17 protein-coding genes are annotated in these 21,707 nt (G+C 71.4%); 9 read left to right on the forward strand and 8 right to left on the reverse strand.

The window, feature by feature from the left end; translation table 11 throughout:
- Positions 1-18: 18 nt before the first annotated feature.
- Positions 19-312: a DUF3467 domain-containing protein gene (locus ELQ40_RS01085; RefSeq protein ID WP_127792010.1), complete on the reverse strand. Its 294-nt coding sequence runs from the start codon at positions 310-312 to the stop codon at positions 19-21.
- 153 nt (positions 313-465) lie between these two features.
- On the opposite strand from ELQ40_RS01085, the gene ELQ40_RS01090 reads away from it, so the two are divergent.
- The 3 genes from ELQ40_RS01090 (at position 466) to ELQ40_RS01100 (ending at position 5,379) form a co-directional block, all read left to right on the forward strand.
- On the forward strand, positions 466-1,605 hold the full coding sequence (locus ELQ40_RS01090) for a bifunctional 2-methylcitrate synthase/citrate synthase (protein ID WP_127792011.1): 1,140 nt from the start codon (positions 466-468) through the stop codon (positions 1,603-1,605).
- Positions 1,606-1,740: 135 nt separating this feature from the next.
- A complete protein-coding gene (locus ELQ40_RS01095; RefSeq protein ID WP_127792012.1) occupies positions 1,741-4,701 on the forward strand; it encodes a carboxypeptidase-like regulatory domain-containing protein in 2,961 nt (986 codons plus the stop codon).
- Positions 4,702-4,815: 114 nt separating this feature from the next.
- A complete protein-coding gene (locus tag ELQ40_RS01100) occupies positions 4,816-5,379 on the forward strand; it encodes a thioesterase family protein (protein WP_127792013.1) in 564 nt (187 codons plus the stop codon).
- A 27-nt stretch (positions 5,380-5,406) separates the two neighbouring features.
- Here ELQ40_RS01100 and ELQ40_RS01105 read toward each other — a convergent pair whose 3' ends face one another.
- Positions 5,407-6,003, reverse strand: coding sequence for a TetR/AcrR family transcriptional regulator (locus ELQ40_RS01105; protein WP_127792014.1), 597 nt, complete (start codon positions 6,001-6,003; stop codon positions 5,407-5,409).
- An 84-nt stretch (positions 6,004-6,087) separates the two neighbouring features.
- Between ELQ40_RS01105 and ELQ40_RS01110 the strand changes: the two genes are divergently transcribed.
- On the forward strand, positions 6,088-7,557 hold the full coding sequence (locus ELQ40_RS01110; RefSeq protein WP_127792015.1) for a DHA2 family efflux MFS transporter permease subunit: 1,470 nt from the start codon (positions 6,088-6,090) through the stop codon (positions 7,555-7,557).
- A 40-nt stretch (positions 7,558-7,597) separates the two neighbouring features.
- Here ELQ40_RS01110 and ELQ40_RS01115 read toward each other — a convergent pair whose 3' ends face one another.
- Both ELQ40_RS01115 and ELQ40_RS01120 read right to left on the reverse strand, forming a co-directional pair.
- Positions 7,598-8,707: an AI-2E family transporter gene (locus ELQ40_RS01115; RefSeq protein WP_164863435.1), complete on the reverse strand. Its 1,110-nt coding sequence runs from the start codon at positions 8,705-8,707 to the stop codon at positions 7,598-7,600.
- Positions 8,704-9,213 (reverse strand): SRPBCC family protein, encoded by a 510-nt coding sequence (locus ELQ40_RS01120; RefSeq protein WP_127792017.1) that lies wholly within the window; start codon positions 9,211-9,213, stop codon positions 8,704-8,706. Before ELQ40_RS01120 ends, ELQ40_RS01115 begins: the two co-directional genes overlap by 4 nt.
- Before the next feature lie 69 nt (positions 9,214-9,282).
- Between ELQ40_RS01120 and ELQ40_RS01125 the strand changes: the two genes are divergently transcribed.
- Positions 9,283-9,648: a hypothetical protein gene (locus ELQ40_RS01125; RefSeq protein WP_127792018.1), complete on the forward strand. Its 366-nt coding sequence runs from the start codon at positions 9,283-9,285 to the stop codon at positions 9,646-9,648.
- Between the two features lie 20 nt (positions 9,649-9,668).
- Here the strand turns inward: ELQ40_RS01125 and ELQ40_RS19355 are convergent, their stop codons facing one another.
- Positions 9,669-10,226 carry a helix-turn-helix domain-containing protein gene (locus tag ELQ40_RS19355; protein ID WP_127792019.1) on the reverse strand — a complete coding sequence of 186 codons (558 nt, stop codon included), beginning with the start codon at positions 10,224-10,226 and terminating at the stop codon, positions 9,669-9,671.
- Between the two features lie 126 nt (positions 10,227-10,352).
- Between ELQ40_RS19355 and ELQ40_RS01135 the strand changes: the two genes are divergently transcribed.
- Entirely contained in the window at positions 10,353-10,712 is a 360-nt protein-coding gene (locus tag ELQ40_RS01135) for a DoxX family protein (RefSeq protein ID WP_127792020.1), read from the forward strand.
- A 34-nt stretch (positions 10,713-10,746) separates the two neighbouring features.
- Here ELQ40_RS01135 and ELQ40_RS01140 read toward each other — a convergent pair whose 3' ends face one another.
- The gene (locus tag ELQ40_RS01140) at positions 10,747-12,462 is read right to left on the reverse strand and encodes an NAD(P)/FAD-dependent oxidoreductase (RefSeq protein WP_127792021.1); all 1,716 of its coding nucleotides are present in this window, start codon (positions 12,460-12,462) and stop codon (positions 10,747-10,749) included.
- A gap of 503 nt (positions 12,463-12,965) precedes the next feature.
- Between ELQ40_RS01140 and ELQ40_RS01145 the strand changes: the two genes are divergently transcribed.
- Together ELQ40_RS01145 and ELQ40_RS01150 are read left to right on the forward strand one after the other, a co-directional pair.
- The gene (locus ELQ40_RS01145; protein WP_205649403.1) at positions 12,966-15,446 is read left to right on the forward strand and encodes an adenylyl cyclase; all 2,481 of its coding nucleotides are present in this window, start codon (positions 12,966-12,968) and stop codon (positions 15,444-15,446) included.
- Between the two features lie 201 nt (positions 15,447-15,647).
- Positions 15,648-16,112 carry a glyoxalase gene (locus tag ELQ40_RS01150; RefSeq protein WP_127792022.1) on the forward strand — a complete coding sequence of 155 codons (465 nt, stop codon included), beginning with the start codon at positions 15,648-15,650 and terminating at the stop codon, positions 16,110-16,112.
- Here the strand turns inward: ELQ40_RS01150 and ELQ40_RS18895 are convergent.
- On the reverse strand, positions 16,109-16,858 hold the full coding sequence (locus tag ELQ40_RS18895; protein WP_205649404.1) for an META domain-containing protein: 750 nt from the start codon (positions 16,856-16,858) through the stop codon (positions 16,109-16,111). The genes ELQ40_RS01150 and ELQ40_RS18895 overlap by 4 nt on opposite strands.
- A gap of 125 nt (positions 16,859-16,983) precedes the next feature.
- Positions 16,984-17,907, reverse strand: a complete 924-nt coding sequence (locus ELQ40_RS01160; RefSeq protein ID WP_127792023.1) for a LysR family transcriptional regulator — start codon at positions 17,905-17,907, stop codon at positions 16,984-16,986.
- Between the two features lie 150 nt (positions 17,908-18,057).
- Between ELQ40_RS01160 and ELQ40_RS01165 the strand changes: the two genes are divergently transcribed.
- Complete coding sequence (locus tag ELQ40_RS01165) at positions 18,058-21,696, forward strand: bifunctional proline dehydrogenase/L-glutamate gamma-semialdehyde dehydrogenase (RefSeq protein ID WP_370296536.1); 3,639 nt, start codon at positions 18,058-18,060, stop codon at positions 21,694-21,696.
- The last annotated feature ends 11 nt before the right edge of the window (positions 21,697-21,707 follow it).

Consider the following 21,707-nt stretch of genomic DNA (forward strand, 5'->3'; position numbering starts at 1 on the left):
CGCTCGACCGCGCGCGGTTCAGCCCGCGCCGGTCTCGCGTTCCCACGCCTCGAGTTGGCGCGTGAGGGCCTTCGCGAGCTCGAACACCTGCTGCGGGGGGATCCGGATGCGGCTGACGACCTGCGCAGGGGTCACGATGCGCTCGACGCCGTCGGCCTCGTCGGTCACCGCCGTCGGCGGCTTGGTGACGGTGAGGAAGTCCAGCACGAACGACGTCTGCGTGTGCCACACCGACGCGAAGTCGGCGAAGTGGCCCTCGACCCGGTCGGCCGGGATCTCGAAGGTGAACTGCCTCGGACGTTCGTCGGCCATCATGGTCTCCCTCACGCGTGGCGGCCGGTCCGTCGCGGACCCCGGCGCCGTTGCCGACAGGCTACCCGCCCCGACCGAACCACCCCGCCGCACCGACGCGGCGACCGAACCATCCCGACGCCGCACCGACGCGGCCGAACCAGGAGGAGCAGCATGAGCGACGCACAGGACCCGCAGATCTCGAAGGGCCTCGCCGGCGTGACGGTCGACGTCACCGCCGTGTCGAAGGTGAACGCCGAGACCAACTCCCTGCTGTACCGCGGGTACCCCGTGCAGGAACTCGCGAGCGCCGTGACCTTCGAGGAGGTCGCGTACCTCCTCTGGCACGGCGAGCTGCCCGACGACCGGCAGCTGGCCGAGTTCGAGCAGTTCGAGCGGCGGCACCGGCCGCTCGACCACGTGGTCAAGCGCGTGATCGACGAGCTCCCCGAGACCGCGCACCCGATGGACGTCGTCCGCACCGCCGTCAGCGTGATCGGCGCCCGCGACGAGCTCGCTTCGGACGACTCCCCGCAGGCAGAGCTCGACAAGGCGAAGCGCCTGTTCGCCGCGATCCCGGCCGTGGTCGCCTACGACCAGCGCCGTCGCCGCGGGCTCGAGCTCGTCGAGCCGCGCGACGACCTCGGCTACTCGGCGAACTTCCTGTTCATGGCGTTCGGCGAGGTCCCCGAGCTCGCGGTCGTCGACGCCTTCGACGTGTCGATGATCCTGTACGCGGAGCACTCGTTCAACGCGTCGACCTTCACGGCGCGGGTCGTGACGTCGACGCTGTCGGACCTGCACTCCGCGGTCGTCGCCGCGATCGGCGCGCTCAAGGGGCCGCTGCACGGCGGGGCGAACGAGGCCGTCATGCACGCGTTCGCCGAGATCGGGGATGCCTCGAACGCGGTCGCCTGGCTCGACGCGGCGCTCGCCGAGAAGCGCAAGATCATGGGCTTCGGCCACCGGGTGTACAAGCACGGCGACTCGCGCGTGCCGACGATGAAGGCAGCGCTCGATTCGCTCGTGGAGCACTACGACCGCCCCGACCTGCTCGACCTGTACGACACGCTCGCGGACGAGTTCCTCGAGCGCAAGGGCATCCACCCGAACCTCGACTACCCGTCGGGCCCGGCGTACCACCTCATGGGCTGGGACACCGAGCAGTTCACCCCGATCTTCGTCGCGTCACGCGTCACGGGCTGGACGGCGCACATCATCGAGCAGCGGGCCGCGAACGCGCTGATCCGCCCGCTGTCGGTGTACGTCGGGCCGGAGCAGCGCGAGGTGCCGGTGCGCGAGCCGGTCGAGTAACCGCGATCCGACGGAGCGGTACGGCCGGTCGGCCCCCCGGACGGGGGTGACCGGCCGTACCGGCGGGGGAGTAGCATCCGGCGCATCCGGCCATGGCGACCCGACATGTGCCGGGAGCAGTCCGGAGGTGCGGAGATGTCCGCTCCCGCCCGTCTCAAGACCGCCGCGATCGCCGCGTCGGCACTGTTCGTCGCCGTCGCCGTCGGGGCTGCGGGTCCGGTCGCCGCGCAGGAGCCGCCACCGTCGATCAGCGGCGTGGTGACGATCGGGGGGAGCGGCGGGATGCCGCTCGAGGGCGTCACGGTCACCGCGTACGCGGACGTCGAGTCGGGCGGCGGGAACAGCGACGTGGACGACTGCGAGTGGAACCCGCAGGCGTGCGAGGTCGCCGGGACCGCGACGACGGATGCCTCGGGCGCGTGGGCGCTCGACGGGCTCGGCGCGGGCGGGTTCCGCCTCGCCCTGGAGCGTGGAGGCTACATCCACCGCTGGGTCGGTGCCGGCAGCATGACTCATGCGCCCTGGATCGTCCCGGGCGCTCCCGACGCGACCGGCATCCCGACCTCGATGTGGCCGGACGACGGCTCGACGATGACCGGATGGGCGATGACGTACCCGGGGTACGTGACGTGGGGGCAGGTGCAGGTCGACCTGCACCGCGCGACGAACCCGGCCGATCCCGTGCCCGCGTACACCACGTTCGCCGACCCGGACGGGACGTGGGGTGTGACCGGGGTCGCCGACGGCGTCTACCGGGTGCACTTCACCGACCTGACCGATACCTATCCCGACTTCTGGCACGGCCACCTGGACGGGCCGCTCGGGGCCGAAGAGTTCGCGGTCGACGACGATCACCGGTGGCGCGAAGTCCTGTACCTCGCGGGCGGCACCGAGTTGTCGGCGTGGGACGTCATGGGTGAACCCGTGCTCACCGGCCTGTCGGCCGAGGGGCAGACGCTGACCGTCGATCCGGGCACGTGGCTGCCTGCGCCCGACTCGCACCGGTGCATCTGGTTCCGCGACGGCGGGCAGGTCGACCCCGAGAACGAGACCACGACCTACCTGCTCGAAGCCGACGACGTGGGCCACGACGTCTGGGCCGGCTGCTTCCCGATCAAGGACGGCTTCGGCGGGATCTGGCAGTACACCGACCCGGTGACCGTGACCGCCGAACCCGAACCCCAGGACGGCTCGGTGTCGCTGACCGTGGTCCGCGCCGACGAACGCCTCTTCGGCGAGCAGGTCGAGCAGGTGTCGTACGAGGTGTACGCGGCCGACGACCCGACGGCGCCGATCCGGGTGGTCGACGCGGGCGAGCATCGCACCGGCGATCCCATCACCTTCGAACCGTTCACGATCGCCCTGCCGCCCGGCGAGTACCGGATCCGGGCCGTGCTCGCCGACGGCTCCTCGGCGTGGTGGATCGACCTGCTGCAGGACGAGGACCAGGAGTTGATGGAGATGCTCGCCCACACGGGGCCGCATCCGCTCGCCGGTTTCGAGGGTGCGACCGTGGTCACAGTCGGGTCCGACGGCGCGACCGACCCGTCGCGCGGGGTCATCGCGGTGCACCCGCCCACGAGCTCCCTGCTCGGCGGGGTCTTCTCCGAGACCGACGACGGCCAGGGCGCGGCGTTCATCCCGCTCGACGTCGGGGCGACGATGGAGGTCTTCCCGGTCGGCGGCGCGGTACCGGTCGCGACGGAAGCGGCGGGCGCCTCCGGCGTGATCTCGGTCGACGGCCTAGCGCCCGGTGAGTACCAGGTGCGTCTCACCGGCGAGCGGACCGTGACACCCGAGGAAGGCGGCGCGAGCCATCAGGAGACCGTGTCGCAGTGGTGGCCGATGCAACCCAGCCGCACGAACGCCCGCACGATCGTGGTGCCGCCGGAGGGCACCCACTGGATCGGGGTCACGGCGAACCTCATCGAGGAGTCCATCGGCACGACCGAACCGGGCGACCGGGGCGTGATCGCCGGCGACGCCGCGGTCGACTCGACGGTGCAGCTCCTCAAGCAGCTCGACCTGAACGGCGACGGATCCGGCGACCCGGTGATGCGGGACCGACTGCTCGCCTACGACCTGCACGTCACCGACATCCGGTGGATCGCCGACGGTGGCCGCATCCCGGGGGCGACCGCGTCGACGCTGCGGATCCCGCCGCTCGCCGAGGGCTCGCAACTGCACGCCGAGTTCACGAGCTACCTCGCGTTCGGTGCCCTGAGAGAGGAGTCCACCACGCCCGCCGTCACGGTGGCACCCTCGCCGTTCCTGCCGTTCGTCGCGCATCCGGTTCCGACGATCGCCGGCGACGCGGTGCCCGGCTCCACGCTGACCGCGACGATCGGCACCTGGCAGCCCGGCGGCAACACGAAGACGTACCAGTGGCTGCGGGACGGCGTTCCGGTCGAGGGCGCGACCACGCGGACGTACAAGGTCACGGGTGCCGACGCCGGGGCGGAGCTTCGCTTCCTGGTCACGGTCTCGAAGCCCGGGTACTCGACCGGCTACGAGGTCAGCGAGCCGACGGCGGCGGTCCCGGTCGGCACGTTCGAGCAGACGCCCGCCCCGGTGATCAGGGGGCCGTTCCGCTTCGGCGGTCCGCCGCTCACCGTGCGCACGGGCGCGTGGAAACCGGCCGCCGGCGCCTTCGACGTCGAGTGGTTGCGCGACGGCGAACCGGTCGGCTCGGGCGCCGAGTACGCGCTGACGCCCGACGACGTGGGCGCGACGTTCACGGTCCGGGTCACCGGCGACCTCATCGGCTACGAATCGGTGACGGTCGAGAGCGCGGCGACGGTCGCCATCCTCCCGGCCAGGATCGAGAACACCGTGCTGCCCTCGATCGACGGTGCGGCACAGGTCGGTTCGACGCTGTCGGCCGACCCCGGCGAGTGGGGTCCGCCGGGCGTCGCATTCGACCACCAGTACCAGTGGCTCCGCGGCAACGCCCTGATCCCGGACGCGACCGGGCCGGAGTACACCCCGACGGCGGCCGACCTGAACAAGGTCGTCAAGGTCAGGGTCACGGCATCCGCGCCCGGCTACCAGCCGCTCGTGCGCACGAGCGCTCCGACGGCGAGGGTCGTGCCGTAGGCGGCGCCCGACTCGTGCAGTGCAGACAACCCGGGCGGGCGGCATCCGCTGATCGGATGTCGCGAAGGGCCAACGCGCTGACGCGTGGCGGCGGCCTCGCCTAGCGTGGCATCCATGCACATGTTGTTCCGCACGCTGTTGCACGTGCTCTTCCTGTCGCGCCGCAAGCCGGACCTCGGCCACTGGGACGTCGCGCGCACTCGGTTCATCACGCTGCCGACCGATCTCGACATCAACCGGCACATGAACAACGGCGTGTACTACTCGATCATGGATGTCGCGCGGTTCGACATGCTCGTGCGGAACGGCCTCTGGAAGGTCATGCTCGACCAGGGCTGGTACCCGGTGGTCGCGAGCGAGACGATCACGTTCCGGAAGTCGCTGTCGTTGTGGCAGCGGTTCACGATCGAGACGAAGGTGCTCGGGTTCGACGACAAGGCCGTCTACGTCGAGCAGCGCTTCGTACGGCCCGGTGCGGACGGGAAGCCCGAGATCTACGCCCAGGGGCTCATCCGCGGGCGCTTCCTGCGGAAGTCGGGCGGCGTCGTGCCGATCCCCGAGCTCGTCGAGGCGTTCGGCGCCGAGGGCGCGCGCGAGCTGCCCGAGTGGATCCACCGCTGGGGCGAGGACGTCGCACTGCCGCCGACCCGCGCTGAGGCGCCGTCGGTCTGGAGCTGACGCCGCCGCCCCGCGTGCCGGGCCGGGTCAGGCGGTCTCGCGCGTGACGTGCTCGAGCACGGTGCCGAGCTTGTCGCCGAAGGTGCACGCGAGCAGTTCGTCGACGTTGTCCTGGCGGACGAGCCCCATCAGGCCCGACGCCATCAGCGTGTTGATGAGCATGCCCTGCGCGAGGAACTGCATCGCCTCCTCGGGCGGGAGCACGTCGCGCAGCCGGTCGTAGATGCGCATGAATCCGCGTCGCGCGACCGGACCGATCGCCGGGTCGTGCCCGAGGATGAAGCCCTGCATGAGCGCCAGCATGATGCCGCGGTCGGTCTCGATGGTCTCGACGTACGAGGACCCGACCCGGGCGCGCAGCGTCGCCTCGTCGTCGCTCTCGGCGATCGCCCGGTCGAATCCGGCGAGGATCAGGTCGGCGGTGCGATCGAGCACCTCGATGAAGAGCTGCTCCTTGGTGCCGAAGAGTCGGACGACGTAGGGCTGGCTGATGCCGGCGGCGCGGGCGACCTTGTCGGTGGTCGCGCCGTTGTAGCCGAGTTCGCCGAAGACGCCGGTCGCGGCCTCGAGGATCTGCTCGCGGCGTTCCGTCGCGGCGATGCGGTCGGATCTGGGTGCATCCATGGTTGACATGTTATCAGTCGATTACTACAGTGACCCGAGTCTGAAGTAATCAGTCGATTACCACCACTCGTGACTGGAGCTCGCATGACCACCACCGCCCGCCGCATCCCGGTGTGGCTCGCCGTCGTCGCAGCCTCGCTGCCGATGTTCATGGCGACCCTCGACAACCTCGTCATCACGAACGCGCTGCCCGCGATGCGCGCCGACCTCGGCGCCTCGATCGAGGAACTGCAGTGGTACGTGAACGCCTTCACGCTCGCCTTCGCGTCGTTCATCCTCGCCGCGGCCGCCCTCGGCGACCGGATCGGCCGCCGCACCGTCTTCCTCGGCGGCATCGCCGTCTTCACCGTCGCCAGCGCACTCGTGGCCCTCAGCACCGAGTCGTGGATGGTTATCGCGAGCCGCGCGATCCAGGGCGTCGGGGCGGCGGGCATCATGCCGCTCTCCCTGACACTCCTCGCGGGCGCCGTGCCCGCGCGGCTCCGCCCGGCCGCGATCGGCATCTGGGGCGGCGTCGCCGGCCTCGGCGTCGCACTCGGGCCCCTCATCGGCGGGGCCGTGGTCGAGGGCTGGAACTGGCAGGCCATCTTCTGGCTCAACGTGCCCATCGGCATCGTCGCGGTGCCGCTCGCGCTCGCGGCCCTTCCGAACACCCTCGGCGCACGCCTGCGGATCGACCTGCCGGGCGTCGCGCTCGCGGGCCTCGGCACGTTCGGGGTCGTCTACGGCATCGTCCGCGGCAACGACGCGGGCTGGGACAGCGTCGAGGTGATCGCCGCGCTCGCGGTCGGTGCGGCGCTGCTCGTCGCCTTCGTGCTGTGGGAGCGCCGCGCGAAGGCTCCCTTGCTGCCCCTGCGGCTCTTCCGCGACCGCAGCTTCTCGGCGGTCAACGTCGTCGGCTTCGCCTTCAGCTTCGGCGTGTTCGGCGCGGTGTTCATCCTGATCCAGTTCCTCCAGGTGGTGCAGGGCGCGAGCGCGCTCGAAGCCGGTGTGCAGACCATGCCGTGGACCCTCGCGCCGATGATCGTCGCCCCGCTCGCCGGGTTCATCGCGCCGCGCGTCGGCACGCGCACGCTCATCGTCGCGGGCCTCGCCATGCAGGCGATCGCGCTCACTTGGCTCGCGTTCGAGCTCGACCCCGACGTCGCCTACTCGGCGCTCGTCGCGCCATTCGCGCTCGCCGGCGTCGGCATGGGCCTCGTGTTCGCGCCGATGTCGACCGCCGTGCTCGCGAACATGCCCGACGCCGACCACGCGAAGGCGTCCGGCACGAACTCGACCCTGCGCGAGGTCGGCGTCGCGCTCGGCGTCGCCGCGCTCACCGCGGTCTTCACCGGCGCCGGCGGGGAGCTCACGCCGACCGGCTACGTCGACGCGGCCGTGCCCGCGGTGCTCACCGGTTCGGCGGCACTCGCCGTCGCGCTCGTCGCGGCGCTGTTCCTCCCGGCGGGCCGTTCGGCCGTGCGGGTCGCACCCGAAGCGCAGGGCGGGGGAGCGGCATCCGCCACCCTCGAACCCGACGCGGAGCGCCGCGAACCGCAGCCGGTCGGCTGAGCCGCGCCGAGCGTTCGACGACGCGGTCCCGCGGCGGCGGTCACCTGAGCCGCTGCCGCGGGATCACGATCTCCCGGAGGATGAGCAGGATGCCCGCCGAGATCGGGATCGCGACCAGGGCGCCGAGGAGGCCGAGCAGGGTGCCGCCCGCGAGCGCCGAGATCAGCACGATCGTTCCCGGAACCTGTACCGCCTTGCCCATCACCTTGGGCGTGAGGATGTACGCCTCGACCTGCATGTAGATGAGCATCAGCACGAGCACGATCAATGCCTGCGTCGGCCCGACGAAGAGCGTCACGATCGTCATCAGGATCGTCGTGAGGACGGTGCCGATCAGCGGGATGAGCGTGACGAACAGGGCGATCACGCCGATGAGCAGGGCGAACGGCACGCCGACGATCACGAGCAGGATCGTCGAGTACGTCGCGTTCATGAACGCGAGCACGACCATGCCCGACAGGTACTTGCCGACCGACTGCATGATGCGCTCGGAGTAGTCCTCGACCCGGGGCCGGATCGAATGGCGCACGAGCGAATAGCAGGCGCGCTTGGTGACATCCAGCGTCGCGATGAAGTAGATCGAGAGCACGACCACGAAGAACCCGGTCGAGACGGCACTGATGACGGATGCCCCGAACGCGAGCGCGCCGCCGCCGATCGTCGCCCACAGGTTCGGGTCGGTGATGATGTCCTCGAGCCCGCTGACGAGGTTGCCGATCAGCCCGTTCGTCGCGGCGTTCGCATCGTCGTACCAGCCCGAATCCTGCACCTGCTGCACCATGCCGGGGATGGAGCGCACCAGGGCGCCCGCCTGTGCGACGAGCGGCGGGATGACGATCCACACGATCCCGACGACGACGGCGACGAACAGGAGGATGACGACGACGATCGCGACGCCGCGCTTGAGCCCGCGGCGCTCGAACCACCGGATCAGCGGGTCGAGGCCGAGCGCGACGAACGCCGCGATGAAGACCGACAGCACGACCGACTGCAGGTTGACCAGCGCGACGGCGAGGAGCAGTGCCAGCAGTACGCCCAGGGTGACGATGAATCCCCAACGGAACGGGCGGTCCGCGAAGAGCGAGCCGGTCCGATCGATCCGATCGCGGGCTGTCCGGGTGCGCGCGCGAAGGCGGTCGGCCGCGCTCACGAGCCGGCGACGACCGGGACGTGGAGCGCGCGGTAGTACGACGAGAACCCGGCGTAGTCGTCCCACCCGGGCAGCGGTGCACCGGCCCTGGCGGCGGCGAGCCGATCGAGGTAGTAGTCCCAGCCGGGGCCGTACTCCGCGGCATCCGCCGGCGACGCGAGTCGGTGCGCGAAGGTGAGCGTCGTCAGGCTGCTGCCCTCAGCGAGGTGCGCGTGCAGCCGCCAGGTCTCGGGTTCCATGCCGACGTCGAGGTGGAATCGGTGCGGCGGTTCGCACTGGAGCACCGACACGTTCTCCCACGGGGCGTCCTCGCCCTCGGCCGTCATCTGGAACCGGATGCCGCCGGTCTCGGGCCGGCCGGTGTACGTGCCGATCCAGGCCTTGAGCGCATTCGGATTGGTGAGGCTGAACCAGACGTCCTCGATCGGCGCATGGAAGAGCCGGTCGAACTGGAGGTACAGGCCGTCGGCCTTGCGTTCGAAGTGCCCGGTCGGTTTCGCGTTCATCGTCGACCCCCCTGATCGCTGTGACCTCAGGCTAATCCCGGGCCGCTCCGAACGGCTAGAGTCGTGCGCATGAGTGCAAAGGGTGGGAATGCGTCGCACGAGGAGACCCTCGACGTCACCGAGGGCAAGTCGGGGCTGTGGGGTGCGCTGGCCGGACTGATCGTGGCTGCGCTGATCGCGGTGCCGCTGTCCGCGGCGTTCGCGTTCGCGACGAACCCCCGGACGCAGCAGTTGTTCGGCGGGCGCCTCGAGGAGGCGACGACGGGCGGCTACCAGGCGTTCTGGTGGATCGTGACGCTCCTGCTCGCGGCGCTGCCGTTCCTCGTCGGCTTCGGCATCGCGAAGCTGTCGGCGAAGACGCTCGTCGTGATCGGCGCGGTCATCGTGCTGTTCGTGATCGCGTTGATGATCCTCGGGCAGACGTTCGTCTTCTAGGCGTTCGGCGCCGCCGTCTTCTAGGCGTTCGGCGCCGCGCGGTTCGTGCCTGCGCGGTTCGTTCCTGCGCGGTGCGTTCCTGCGCGGTGCATCGTCTCGTCGGTCGCCGAGTCCGTGTCGGCGGTCGTCGGCTCGTCGCCGTCGTACACCGCGCGTGCGGCGTCGATCTCGTCGTGGTGCGCTGCGGCCCAGCGCACGAGTTCGAGCACCGGCTCCGACAGCGAGGTGCCGAGCGGGGTCGCCGAGTACTCGACGCGGGGCGGGATCTCGGCATAGGCCGTGCGCGACACGAGTCCGTCGCGTTCGAGGCTGCGCAGCGTCTGCGTGAGCATGCGGTGCGAGATGCCGTCGATGCGTCGCTGCAGTTCCGTGAAGCGGAGCGCGCCGTCGTGCAGCGCGCCGATCACGAGCAGGCTCCACTTGTCGCCCACGCGCGAGAGCACCTCTCGGATGACCCGGCTCTCGGGGTTCGCCGTCGTGCAGACCCCGCCGGGGCGTCCGCCGAACAGCTCGGCGGCGGCGCGCCGGGTGTCGTCGGTCGAATCGTCGACCGGGTCGTCGACCGTCGTGCTGAGCATCGGGACTCCTTCGGGGTCACGCACCCGGAGGTGCGTGACGAACGGTGAAGTGCGCGGCGGGGATGACCTACGATCATCCGTCGTGCGTTACGCACTCATCGTAATCGACGAACTTGGAGTACCCGAATGATCATCGCCCTCTGGATCCTCACCGGCCTGCTCGCCGTCGCCTTCGTCGGCGCCGGCACGATGAAGGCCCTCCGGCCCCACGCCGCGCTCGCCGGCAACATGCCCTGGGTCGAGGACGTCACGCCGCCGCAGCTGAAGGCGATCGGCATCCTCGAACTCCTGGGCGGCCTCGGACTGGTGCTTCCGGCCGCGACCGGCATCCTGCCCTGGCTGACCCCGGTCGCCGCGTTCGCCCTGACCGTCACCATGGGCGTCGCCGTCGCGCTGCACGTCAAGCGGTCCGAGGGATTCGTGCCGAGCCTGGTGCTCGGCATCCTCTCCGCGGTGGTCGGCGTCGGCTGGATCGTGCTCGGCTGAGTTCGGTCGCCGAGCCGGTCGGTCGTCGATCCGGTCAGCCGCCCAACAGCTCCAGCGCCGCCATCGCGGCATTGTGCCCGCCGATCCCGCTGACCGCACCACCGCGCACCGCGCCGGAGCCGCAGAGCAGCACGCCCGGATGCCGCGTCGCCACGCCCCAGCGTTCCGCGGGGGTCGTGAGCGGCGAGCCCGCCTCGGCCCACGGCCACGACAGCGGGCCGTGGAAGATGTTGCCGCCCGGCATGCGCAGCGCCTCCTCGAGGTCGAGCGTGGTCTTCACCTCGATGCAGGGCCGGCCCGAGGCATCCGCCATGATCACGTCGCGGATCGGCTCGGCCAGCACCGAATCGAGGGACGCGAGCACGGCAGCCTCCAACTCGGCGCGGAGGTCGTCGTTGCGGTGGCGCTCGAGCAGGCGATGCGGCACGTGCAGGCCGAACACGGTGAGGGTCTGCGCCGTGCTGTCGCGCAGTTCCGGGCCGAGGATCGACCGGTCGCTCAACGTGTGGCAGTAGATCTCGCAGGGCAGCGGATCGGGCACGCGACCCGCGACCGCGGTGGCGTGCGCGTGCTCGAGCTGCGTCGCCAGCTCGTTGATGTGGAACGTGCCGGCGAACGCCTGCTCGGGCGCGACCTCGGGGTCGAGCATCCGCGGCAGGCGGGTGAGCAGCAGGTTCACCTTGACCTGCGCGCCCTCGGGCGCGGCGAGGTCGCGCAGGCGTTGACGCACCACCGGCGGGATGCCGGCGACGCGGTCGTCGGCGAAGGCGCGCTGGTCGCGCGCCGCGACCGCCGTCGTCTCGGCTGCACCGCCGGGTGCCGCGCCGCCGGATGCTGCGCCGCCGGATGCCGCGCCGAGCACCCGCCCGGCCTCCACGAGCTGCTCGAGCACGGCCGGTGCGACGTTCGCGAGCACGACCCTCGCGGTCGCCGTGCGCTCGCCGGCCGTCGTCGCCCACGCCACCGCACCGCCGCCCACCGCGGAGACCTCGGCCCCGGTCACGAGCGTCGCACCCGCCTCGCGAGCCGCACGCGCCAGCTCGCCCGAGACCGCGCCCATGCCGCCGACGGGAACGTCCCAGTCGCCCGTGCCGCCGCCGATGACGTGGTACAGGAAGCACCGGTTCGCGTCGAGCGACGGATCGCCGAGGCTCGTGAACGTGCCGATCAGCCCGTCGGTCGCCACGACGCCGCGCACGAGGTCGCTCGAGAACCGGGAGTCGATCGCCTCGCCGAGCGGCTGCTCGACGAACTCGCGCCACACCCGGTCGTCGCCGACGAGCGCGCGCGCCTCGTCCCGCGTCGGCAGCGGCTCCGTCAGCGTCGGGAACAGCGCCTCGGCCAGACGCAGCGTGTCGGCGCCGAACGCCGCCCACGCGTCGGCGTCGATCGCCGCATCGACCCGGTCGAACGCGGCGAGCTCCTCCTCGGCGTCGGCCTCGCGATCGATCAGCAGCCCACGGCCGGGGCGCTCGGGGTCGGGCGTGTACGACGAGAACCGTCGCCGCACGAGCGAGAGGTCGAGCCCGAGGTCGTCGATGATGCGCCTCGGGAGCAGGCTCACGAGGTAGGAGTATCGCGAGAGGCGGGCGTCGACGCCCTCGAACGCCTCCGCGGAGACGGCGGCGCCGCCGAGGTGGTCGCTGCGTTCGAGCAGCAGCACGTCGAGGCCGGCGCGGGCGAGGTAGGCGGCTGCGGTCAGGCCGTTGTGGCCGCCGCCGACGATCACGACGTCGTGGGTCTGGGGCATCCACCGATGCTAACCGTGCGCGCGCCTCGCGACCTCGCTGCCCGTACCACCCCGCCCCACGCCACCAGCCCCCACCGCCGGCCCGCCGGCGGCCCGCCGCCCGGCCCGCCCGACATCCCTCCAGCTTCGGAGGATCGCACGTGCCTCGGAGGATTCGCCCCGGATCCTCCGGACTTCGTACCACCCTCCGAGCTTTCGCGGGGGAGGGAGCGGGCGAGCCCGGGACGAGGGGATGGCTCGACCAAGGTCTCGCGTGCGAGTTCCGCCCATCGGTGCGGCTTGCTTCGCGCACGCGTGGGTCGAAGGCGCACGCGTGGGTCGAAGTCGCACGCGTGTGTCGAACCCGCGCGCGAGAGGCGCAAAATTGTTACTGACAAGTCAGTAAGTTTCCGATAGGTTGGCACCGCGACCACGCCGAAGGCGGCGTCGGGCGTGCACCAACTCGCAACGATCGGCTCGGCCGCGGCGGGAAGCATCCGCCCGGCCCGTTCAAAGGAGAACTCGTGTCGCACCGCACCATCGCCGACCACCCGCCGGGGCGCGCTCGTCGCCGCCTCGGTGCCGCGGCCGCCGTGACCGCACTCGCCATCGGAGGCACCGTCATCACCGCCATGCCCGCGCTCGCCGCAGAGCCCGACTTCGGCCCGAACGTCACGATCATCGACGAGAGCTGGTCGGTCGAGCAGGTCAACGCCGTGCTGCAGGCCGCGTCGCACGAGGCGGAGTTCAGCCTGAACCGGCACCAGTTCTTCTTCAAGCCGGGCACGTACGGCTCGGCCGCAGGGCAGGACGACCCGCTGAACGCCACCGGCATCGTCAACTCCGAGCTCGGCTACTACCAGGCGGTCGCCGGCCTCGGCGCCTCGCCCGAGGACGTGCGCATCAACGGCGCCATCCACGTCGAGCCCGTGCGCCAGTGCGAGCCGAACCCGTGGGACTGCCAGCAGCCGGGCTCGCTCACGCGGTTCTGGCGGTCGATGTCGAACCTGACGTTCAACCCGATCCAGCGGCCCGTCGGCGTCGACGCCGACCGTCCGTTCCCGAGCGGCATCACGTCGCCGCACGAGATGCGCTTCGCCGTCTCGCAGGCGGCCCCGATGCGCCGCATCAACATCGAGGGATCGCTCACGCTCTTCGGCCGGGTCGGCGAGTACGCCTCGGGCGGCTACCTCGCGAACTCGAAGGTCGACGGCCGGATCGTGACCGGCTCGCAGCAGCAGTGGTTCACCCGGAACTCCGAGGTCGGCCAGTGGGAGGGCGGCGTCTGGAACATGGTGTTCTCGGGCGTCGAAGGCGCTCCGGCGACCGACTTCGGCCCGCTTCCGGACGGCGGCACCGGCAACAAGACGACGATCGACGAGACGCCGGTCGTGCGCGAGTCGCCGTTCCTCTACCTCGACGGCGACGACTACAAGGTGTTCGTGCCGAAGGCGAAGCAGGATGCGCGGGGCATCGACTGGTCGACGGATGCCTCCGCCGGCGAGTCGATCGACCTCGCCGACTTCTTCGTCGCGAAGGAGGGCGACAGCGCCGCCGAGATCAACGCCGCGCTCGACGACGGCAAGCACCTGCTGCTGACTCCTGGCGTCTACCACCTCGACGCGCCGCTCGCGATCGAGCGGGCCGACACCGTCGTGCTCGGCCTCGGCTACGCGTCGCTCGTGCCCGACACGGGCGAGGCCGCCATCGAGGTCGGCGATGTCGCCGGCGTCAAGATCGCGGGCATCACCGTCGACGCCGGTCTCGAGAACTCCGACGTGCTCGTGCAGGTGGGCCCCGCCGGGGCATCCGTCGCCGACCCGTCCGACCCGACCACGCTGACCGACGTGTTCATCCGCATCGGCGGACCGTGGGCCGGCAGGGCGACCACGTCGATCGAGGTCAACAGCCCGTCGACGCTGCTCGACCACATCTGGGCGTGGCGTGCCGACCACGGCGACGGCGTCGCGTGGGACTCGAACACCGGCGACCACGGCGTCATCGTCAACGGCGACGACGTGACCGCGCTCGGACTCTTCGTCGAGCACTACCAGAAGAACCAGGTGATCTGGAACGGCGAGCGCGGACGCACGATCTTCTACCAGAGCGAGATCCCGTACGACCCGCCCACGCAGGCCGCCTACATGGACGGCGACCGCAAGGGCTTCGCGTCGTACCGCGTCGCCGACGGCGTGACGAGCCACCTCGCGCAGGGGCTCGGGGTCTACTCGTTCTTCGACCAGACGATCAACGGCGGCCAGGACATCCGGGTCGCGAGCGGCATCCAGGCGCCGAAATCGCCCGACGTGCGGTTCGAGTCGATGACGAGCGTCATGCTCAACGGCACCGGCGGCATCAACGCGATCATCAACGACGCGGGCGCACCGGCGGTCGGCTCGTTCGCGTCGCCGCAGCTCGTCTCCTACCCGCCGGCGGACACGACGGTGCCGACCGTCGCGATCGCGTCGAACCCGGCCGCGCCGGGCCCCGGCGGCACCTACGCCTCGCAGGTGACCCTGACGGTGACGGCATCCGACGACTACACGCCGCCGCCCGCGATCGAGGCGAACGTCGACGGCGCCGGGTGGCAGACGGTGACCGGGCCGATCACGCTCGGCAACGGCGCGCACACGGTGCTGGCCCGGGCGACGGATGCCTCGGGCAACGTCTCGGCGGAGGCATCCTGGAGCGGTACCGTCGCGATCGTCGTCGGACCCGACGTGCCGCTCGACGTCGCGGCGCACACGCAGTGCCTCGACGAGAAGGCGTACATCGTCGTCTCGGCGGTGAACCGTGCGGCGCTGCCGGCCGACATCCGGCTGACGAGCACGGAGGGCACCGTGAAGTTCACGAAGGTCGCGCCGGGTGAAACCGTCACCTACCTGTGGAAGGTCGGCAAGAAGGTCGACGCCGGCACGGCGACGGTCGCCGGCTACACGTGGAGCAACGGGCAGGGCAAGTACTCGACGTACAAGCCCGCCTACGACGCCCGCAGCTGCAAGTAGGGGCGGGGTCGCCTCGCGGTGACGCCGGGACGCCTACTGGTGATGCCGGTCGCCTGCCGGTGACGCCGTCTGCATGAGGATCCGGCCTATGGATGCCCCCGGGTACCCGTAGGCCGGATTCTCATGCGCTGCGAGCGTGAGACCGCGAGCGAGACCCGGGGGAGTGTGGCGGATGTCGGTGCGCGGGAGTTGACTCGGCCCATGGACATCGCATTCGTCGCGGGCTTCGGCCCGATCGGCCGACTCGACTCCGAGTCGCACGACTTCTGGGCGGGGGCGTTCGGCATCCCCTTCCACGAGAACTCGCCCGGCTACTTCCACACCGAGGAACTGCCCGGCGTCAAGGCCTTCGCGATCTGGCCGCTCGACCAGGCCGCCGAGGCGACGTTCGGCACGACGACGTGGCCCGAGCACGTGCCGGTGCCGCAGGCGTGGATCGAGTTCGACGTCGCCGCCCCCGAGCTCGTCGCTCCGGCCGTCGACGAGCTGCGGGCGAAGGGATGCCTCATCCTCGTCGAGGCGCACGAGGAGCCGTGGGGGCAGACGACCTCGCGGACCCTGAGCCCCGAGGGCCTCCTCGTCGGCGTCAGCTACACCCCGTGGATGCACGAGGGCGGTGCGTCCGACGAGGACGGCGTGACCGACGAGCGGGCCGACACCGCCTAGGCCGTCCGGGGCAGGGTCGCGAGCACCACGTCGTCGTCGCCGAGCACGGTCATGGTGTCGCCCGAGACGGTCGCCGAGTCGAGCCGGTTCAGGGTCTGGTCGATGCCCGAGCAGGCCTTCGCCGTCATCGCGACGTCGTCGAACTCGATCGACCCGTCGTCGTCCATCTCCCACCGGCCGGTCATGGCGTTGCAGCCGTCGCTGCCGCTGAAGGTGCCGTCAGCGGCCAGCACGAGGTGCGGCTGCGCCGTATCGGCCGTGCCCCAACTGCCCACGGGGTCGCCGCCCGAGGTCGCGTCCGCGCCCGCTGCCGGGGCGTCGCCCGTGCGCTCGAGCGTGCCGATCTCGATGCGGCCGTTGGCGTAGACGGTCATCACGTCTTCGGTGATCGTCGCCGAGTCGGCGCCGCTCAGCCAGGTGTCGACCTCCTGGCAGGCCATCTTCGTCGACGCGAGGTCGCCGAAGTCGATCTCGCCGTCGTCGAGTTCCCATTCGCCGACCAGCCGGTTGCAGCCGTCGGTGCCGCTCAGCGTGCCGTCGGCGGCGAGCGTGAGCGAGGGCGCCCCCGGGTCGGCGGCGTCGCCCCAGACTCCGGCGACGTCGGCCTCCGTGATCGGATCGCCGGTCGGGCCGGCGGGGAAGCTGGTCGACGGCGTGGACGTCTGGGATGCCCCGGCGCACGCGGCGAACCCGAGGACGGCGGTGACGGCGAGCGCGGCGACCGCGAGACTGCGAATACCCCTCATGTTCGAAGGCTAGTCGGGTGCAGGCGCGCACGGGGTCTCGATACGGTCGCTGCGCTCCCGACTCGACCGACGGTCGGGGTCGCTGCGCTCCCTGCTCGACCGACGGTCGGGGGTCGCTTCGCTCCCTACTCGACTGAGGGGGCGGGTGCGGCGGCCGCGCGGGCCAGCGCGTCGCGCACGGCGACGACGCCCGGCCGCCCGATGCTCGCGAGGCGAGCCGACGAGAACACCTCGCGGTGCGGGTCGCCGGGCAGCGGCAGCACGAGGACGCTCGGCTCCTCGCCGGCCCACACGAGGTCGGGCAGCAGGCCGACCGCGTTGCCCGATCGGATCAACCTGATGTGCGCCATGAGGTCGGCGGTCTCGAATCGCACGTCGGGTTCGAACCCCGAATCGCGGCACAGCTGCTCGGCCCACTCGCGCGACGCCGTACCCTCCGGCTCGAGCACCCAGGGGCGCTGCGCGGCGATCGCGAGCGCTTCCGAGGCATCCGTCGCCGCGGTGCCCGATGCCGGATGCGGCGGCAGCGCGAGGCGGATCGCGTCGGCCGCGAGGGGCAGGCGATCCAGCTCGGGATGCAGCTGGCGCGTGCGTCCCGGGTACTGCTCGGCGAGCACGAGGTCGAAGTCGCGCGCGGCGACGTCGAAGAGGCCCGCCTCGGGTTCGCGCTCGGTCACCTCGACGCGCAGCGACGGATGCTCCGCCGCCAGCAGGGTGAGGGCCCGGGGCATGACGGCGTGCGCGGCCGACTGGAACGCCGCGACGCGCACGGTGCCGCCGATGGTCGTGAGCGAGCGAGCCACGTCGGCCTCGGCCTCCTCGAGCCGATCCAGCACGGCCTGCGCGTGGCTCACGAGCACCTCGGCCTGCGGGGTCAGCCGCACGCGGCGGCCGGCCTGCACGAGCAGCGGCACGCCGACTTCGCGTTCGAGCAGGCTGAGCTGCTGCGACACCGATGAGGGGCTGTACGAGAGCGCTTCGGCGACGGCGGCGAGCGTGCCGCGTCGGCTGAGCTCCACGAGCAGCCGAAGACGTCGGACATCGAGCATGGCGCCCCCCGAGGATCGCGATGGATAGATCGAATTCTATGAATGGTATCCGTCGGATTCATTCGCTGTACCGAACGAATGCCCGCGCGCACACTATTCCCAGGGCTCGCGCGATTCTCAGCGGCCATCGAACGAAGGACAACTAGCGTCATGAGCATGACGAACGTCAGCGCGGAATCCTCCGTGCGCACCGACCAGGTCACCGCCCTCGTGCGGAAGTGGCTGGACGAGAGTGCCCACCACCCCGTCGACCCCGCCGCCCAGCGCCTCGCGGGCGTGCTGAAGGACCCGAACGGCCTCGCGTTCACGGTCGGGTTCGTCGACGGCGTCATGCGTCCCGAAGACCTCGGCGTCGCCGGCCGGAACCTCGCCGACGTCGCGCGGCTCACGCCGAAGTTCCTGCCCGCTCACCTTCGGGCCGCCGTGCACGCCGGCGGCGCCGTCGCGCCTGCGGTGCCATTGGCCGTCATCCCGATCGCGCGGCGCGTGCTGCGCGAGATGGTCGGCCACCTCGTGCTCGACGCGCGACCCGCGAAGCTCGGGCCCGCGATCGCGAAGCTCCGCGCGGGCGGCAACCGCCTGAACCTCAACCTCCTCGGCGAGGCCGTGCTCGGCGAGCACGAGGCGGACCTGCGGCTCAAGGGCACGTACGAGTTCCTCGCCCGCGACGACGTCGACTACGTCTCGATCAAGGTCTCGAGCGTCGTCAGCCAGCTCTCGATGTGGTCGTTCGACGAGGCCGTCGACAAGGTCGTCGAGAAGCTCACGCCGCTGTACCGACTCGCCGCGCGCGGCTCCATGAAGGGGCAGCCGAAGTTCATCAACCTCGACATGGAGGAGTATCGCGACCTCGACCTCACGATCGCGGTCTTCCGGAAGCTCCTCGACCAGCGCGAGTTCCTCGGCCTCGAGGCTGGCATCGTGCTGCAGACCTACCTGCCCGACGCCGTCGGCGCGATCCAGGAGCTCACCGCGTGGGCGCAGGCGCGTCGTGCGGCCGGCGGGGCCCCGATCAAGGTGCGCGTCGTCAAGGGCGCGAACCTCGCCATGGAGCACGTCGACGCCGCGATCCACGACTGGCCGCTCGCGACCTACTCGACCAAGCAGGACTCCGACACCAACTACAAGCGCCTGTTGCACTGGTCGATGACCCCCGAGCGCACCGACGCGGTCAAGCTCGGCATCGCCGGCCACAACCTGTTCGACGTGGCCCACGCGTGGCTCACCGCGAAGGAGCGCGGCGTCGAAGGAGCCGTCGAGTTCGAGATGCTGCTCGGCATGGCGACCGGCCAGGCCGCCGCGGTCAGCAAGGACGTCGGCCGCCTGCTGCTCTACACGCCCGTCGTCGACCCGAGCGAGTTCGAGTTCGCGATCGCGTACCTGATCCGCAGGCTCGAGGAGAACGCGAGCCAGGAGAACTTCATGTCGGCCGTGTTCGAGCTCGGCAGCGACCAGGGCCTCTTCGAGCGCGAACGCGAGCGCTACGCCCGCTCGGTCGCGGCGCTCGAGGGCGACGGTGACGGGGCGGATGCCGCTCCCGCGCCCGCCCCGAACCGCGTGCAGAACCGCCGCACCGAGTGGGAGGACGGTCGGCTCGCCGAGGCGTTCGCCCACCTCGACGCGCCCGCGCCCGGTCTCGAGCACGAGGGCGAATCCCTCACGAGCGTGGTCGGTGGATTCACGCGCGGGTCGCTCGGCGGTCCGCTCGACCCGATCCTCGACGCCGAGTCGTCGTCGGCCGGCGGCCCGGGCGCGACCCCCGGGTTCCGCAACGAACCCGACACCGACCCGGCGCTCGCCGCGAACCGCGCGTGGGGTCGACGCATCCTCTCGCAGGTGCCCGTCTCGCTGCTCGGCGTCGAGACGATCCGCGGGGCGCACGTGACCGAGGCGGCGGAACTGCAGGCCCTCCTCGAGCGCGTCCGGGAGACCGGCGAGGCGTGGGGCCGCCGCTCCGGCGCCGAACGCGCCGCGCTGCTGCACCGCGCCGGGCTCGCGCTCGCCGCGAACCGCGACCGCCTCATCGAGGTGATGGCCGCCGAGACCGGCAAGACCATCGCCGAGGCCGACCCCGAGATCAGCGAGGCGATCGACTTCGCGCACTACTACGCCGAGCGTGCTCGCGAACTCGACCACGTGCAGGGCGCCACGTTCGTGCCGTCGAAGCTCACGGTCGTCACCCCGCCGTGGAACTTCCCCGTCGCGATCCCCGCGGGCGGCGTGCTCGCCGCCCTCGCGGCCGGCTCGGGCGTCGTGATCAAGCCCGCAGCGCTCGCCGAGCGCTCGGGCGCCGTCATGGTCGAGGCGCTCTGGGAGGCCGGCATCCCGCGCGACCTGCTCGCCCTCGTCAAGGTCGGCGAGCGCGAGCTCGGCCGTGAGCTCGTCGCGAGCCCGCTCGTCGACCGCGTGATCCTGACCGGCGCGTACGAGACGGCCCAGCTGTTCCGGTCGTTCCGCGAGGACCTGCCGCTCCTCGCCGAGACCAGCGGCAAGAACGCGATCATCGTCACGCCGTCGGCCGACCTCGACCTCGCGGCATCCGACGTCGTGAAGAGCGCGTTCGGGCACGCCGGGCAGAAGTGCTCCGCCGCCTCGCTCGTGATCCTCGTCGGATCGGTGGCCAAGTCCGAGCGCTTCCGTCGCCAGCTCGTCGACGCCGCCACCTCGATGCGCGTCGGCTACCCGCAGGATCCGACCACCCAGGTCGGGCCGATCATCGAACCGGCGAACGGCAAGCTGCTGCACGCGCTCACCGAGCTCGGCGCCGACGAGCAGTGGCTCGTGAAACCGAAGCGGCTCGACGACTCCGGCCGACTGTGGTCGCCCGGCATCCGCACCGGCGTCAAGGGCGGCTCCTACTTCCACCTCACCGAGTTCTTCGGACCCGTCCTGGGCATCATGCACGCCAAGGACCTCGACGAGGCGATCGCCCTGCAGAACGCCGTCGACTACGGCCTGACCGCGGGCCTGCACTCGCTGGACCCCGACGAGCTCGAGACCTGGCTCGCGCGCGTCGAGGCGGGCAACCTCTACGTCAACCGCGGCATCACCGGTGCGATCGTGCAGCGCCAGCCGTTCGGCGGCTGGAAGAAGTCGGCCGTGGGCGCCGGTGCCAAGGCCGGCGGCCCGAACTACCTGTTCGGGCTCGGCGACTGGGAGCCCGACCACACCGTGGAGTCGCGCTCGCTGCACCTGCGCGGCATCGAGAAGCGCGTGGCCGAGCTCATCGAGGCGAGCCAGTCGTCGCTCCCGTACGAGGCGTTCGAGGTGCTGCGCCGGTCGGCCCTGAGCGACGAGGTCGCCTGGGCCGAGGAGTACGGCGTCGTGCGCGATCACTCGGGCCTCGGCGTCGAGCGGAACCTCTTCCGCTACCTCCCGCTTCCCGTCACCGTGCGCATCGCGGAGGCCGCATCGCTCGTCGACGCCCTGCGCGTCATCGCCGCGGGGCTGCTCGCGAAGTCGCGGATCCGGATCTCGACGGCCATCGAGCTGCCGAAGGGCGTCCAGGCGGTGCTCGCCGGGCGCGACATCCAGGTGGTCCGCGAGGGCGACGCGGCCTGGCTCGGGGCGCTCGCGAGCAAGCTCGAGACGAGTCGCATCCGCCTCGTCGGCGGCGACCCGTCGACCGTCACCGCGGCGCTCGGCGGCCGGCCCGACGTCGCCGTGTGGGCGCACCCGGTGACCCCGTCGGGACGCGTGGAGCTGCTGCCGTTCCTGCGCGAACAGGCGGTGTCGATCACCAACCACCGCTTCGGCAACCCGACGACCCTCTCGGAGGACGTGATCTGACCCGGGGTCGT

Origin of the sequence: Agromyces sp. LHK192, assembly GCF_004006235.1 — a bacterium.
GTDB lineage: Bacteria > Actinomycetota > Actinomycetes > Actinomycetales > Microbacteriaceae > Agromyces.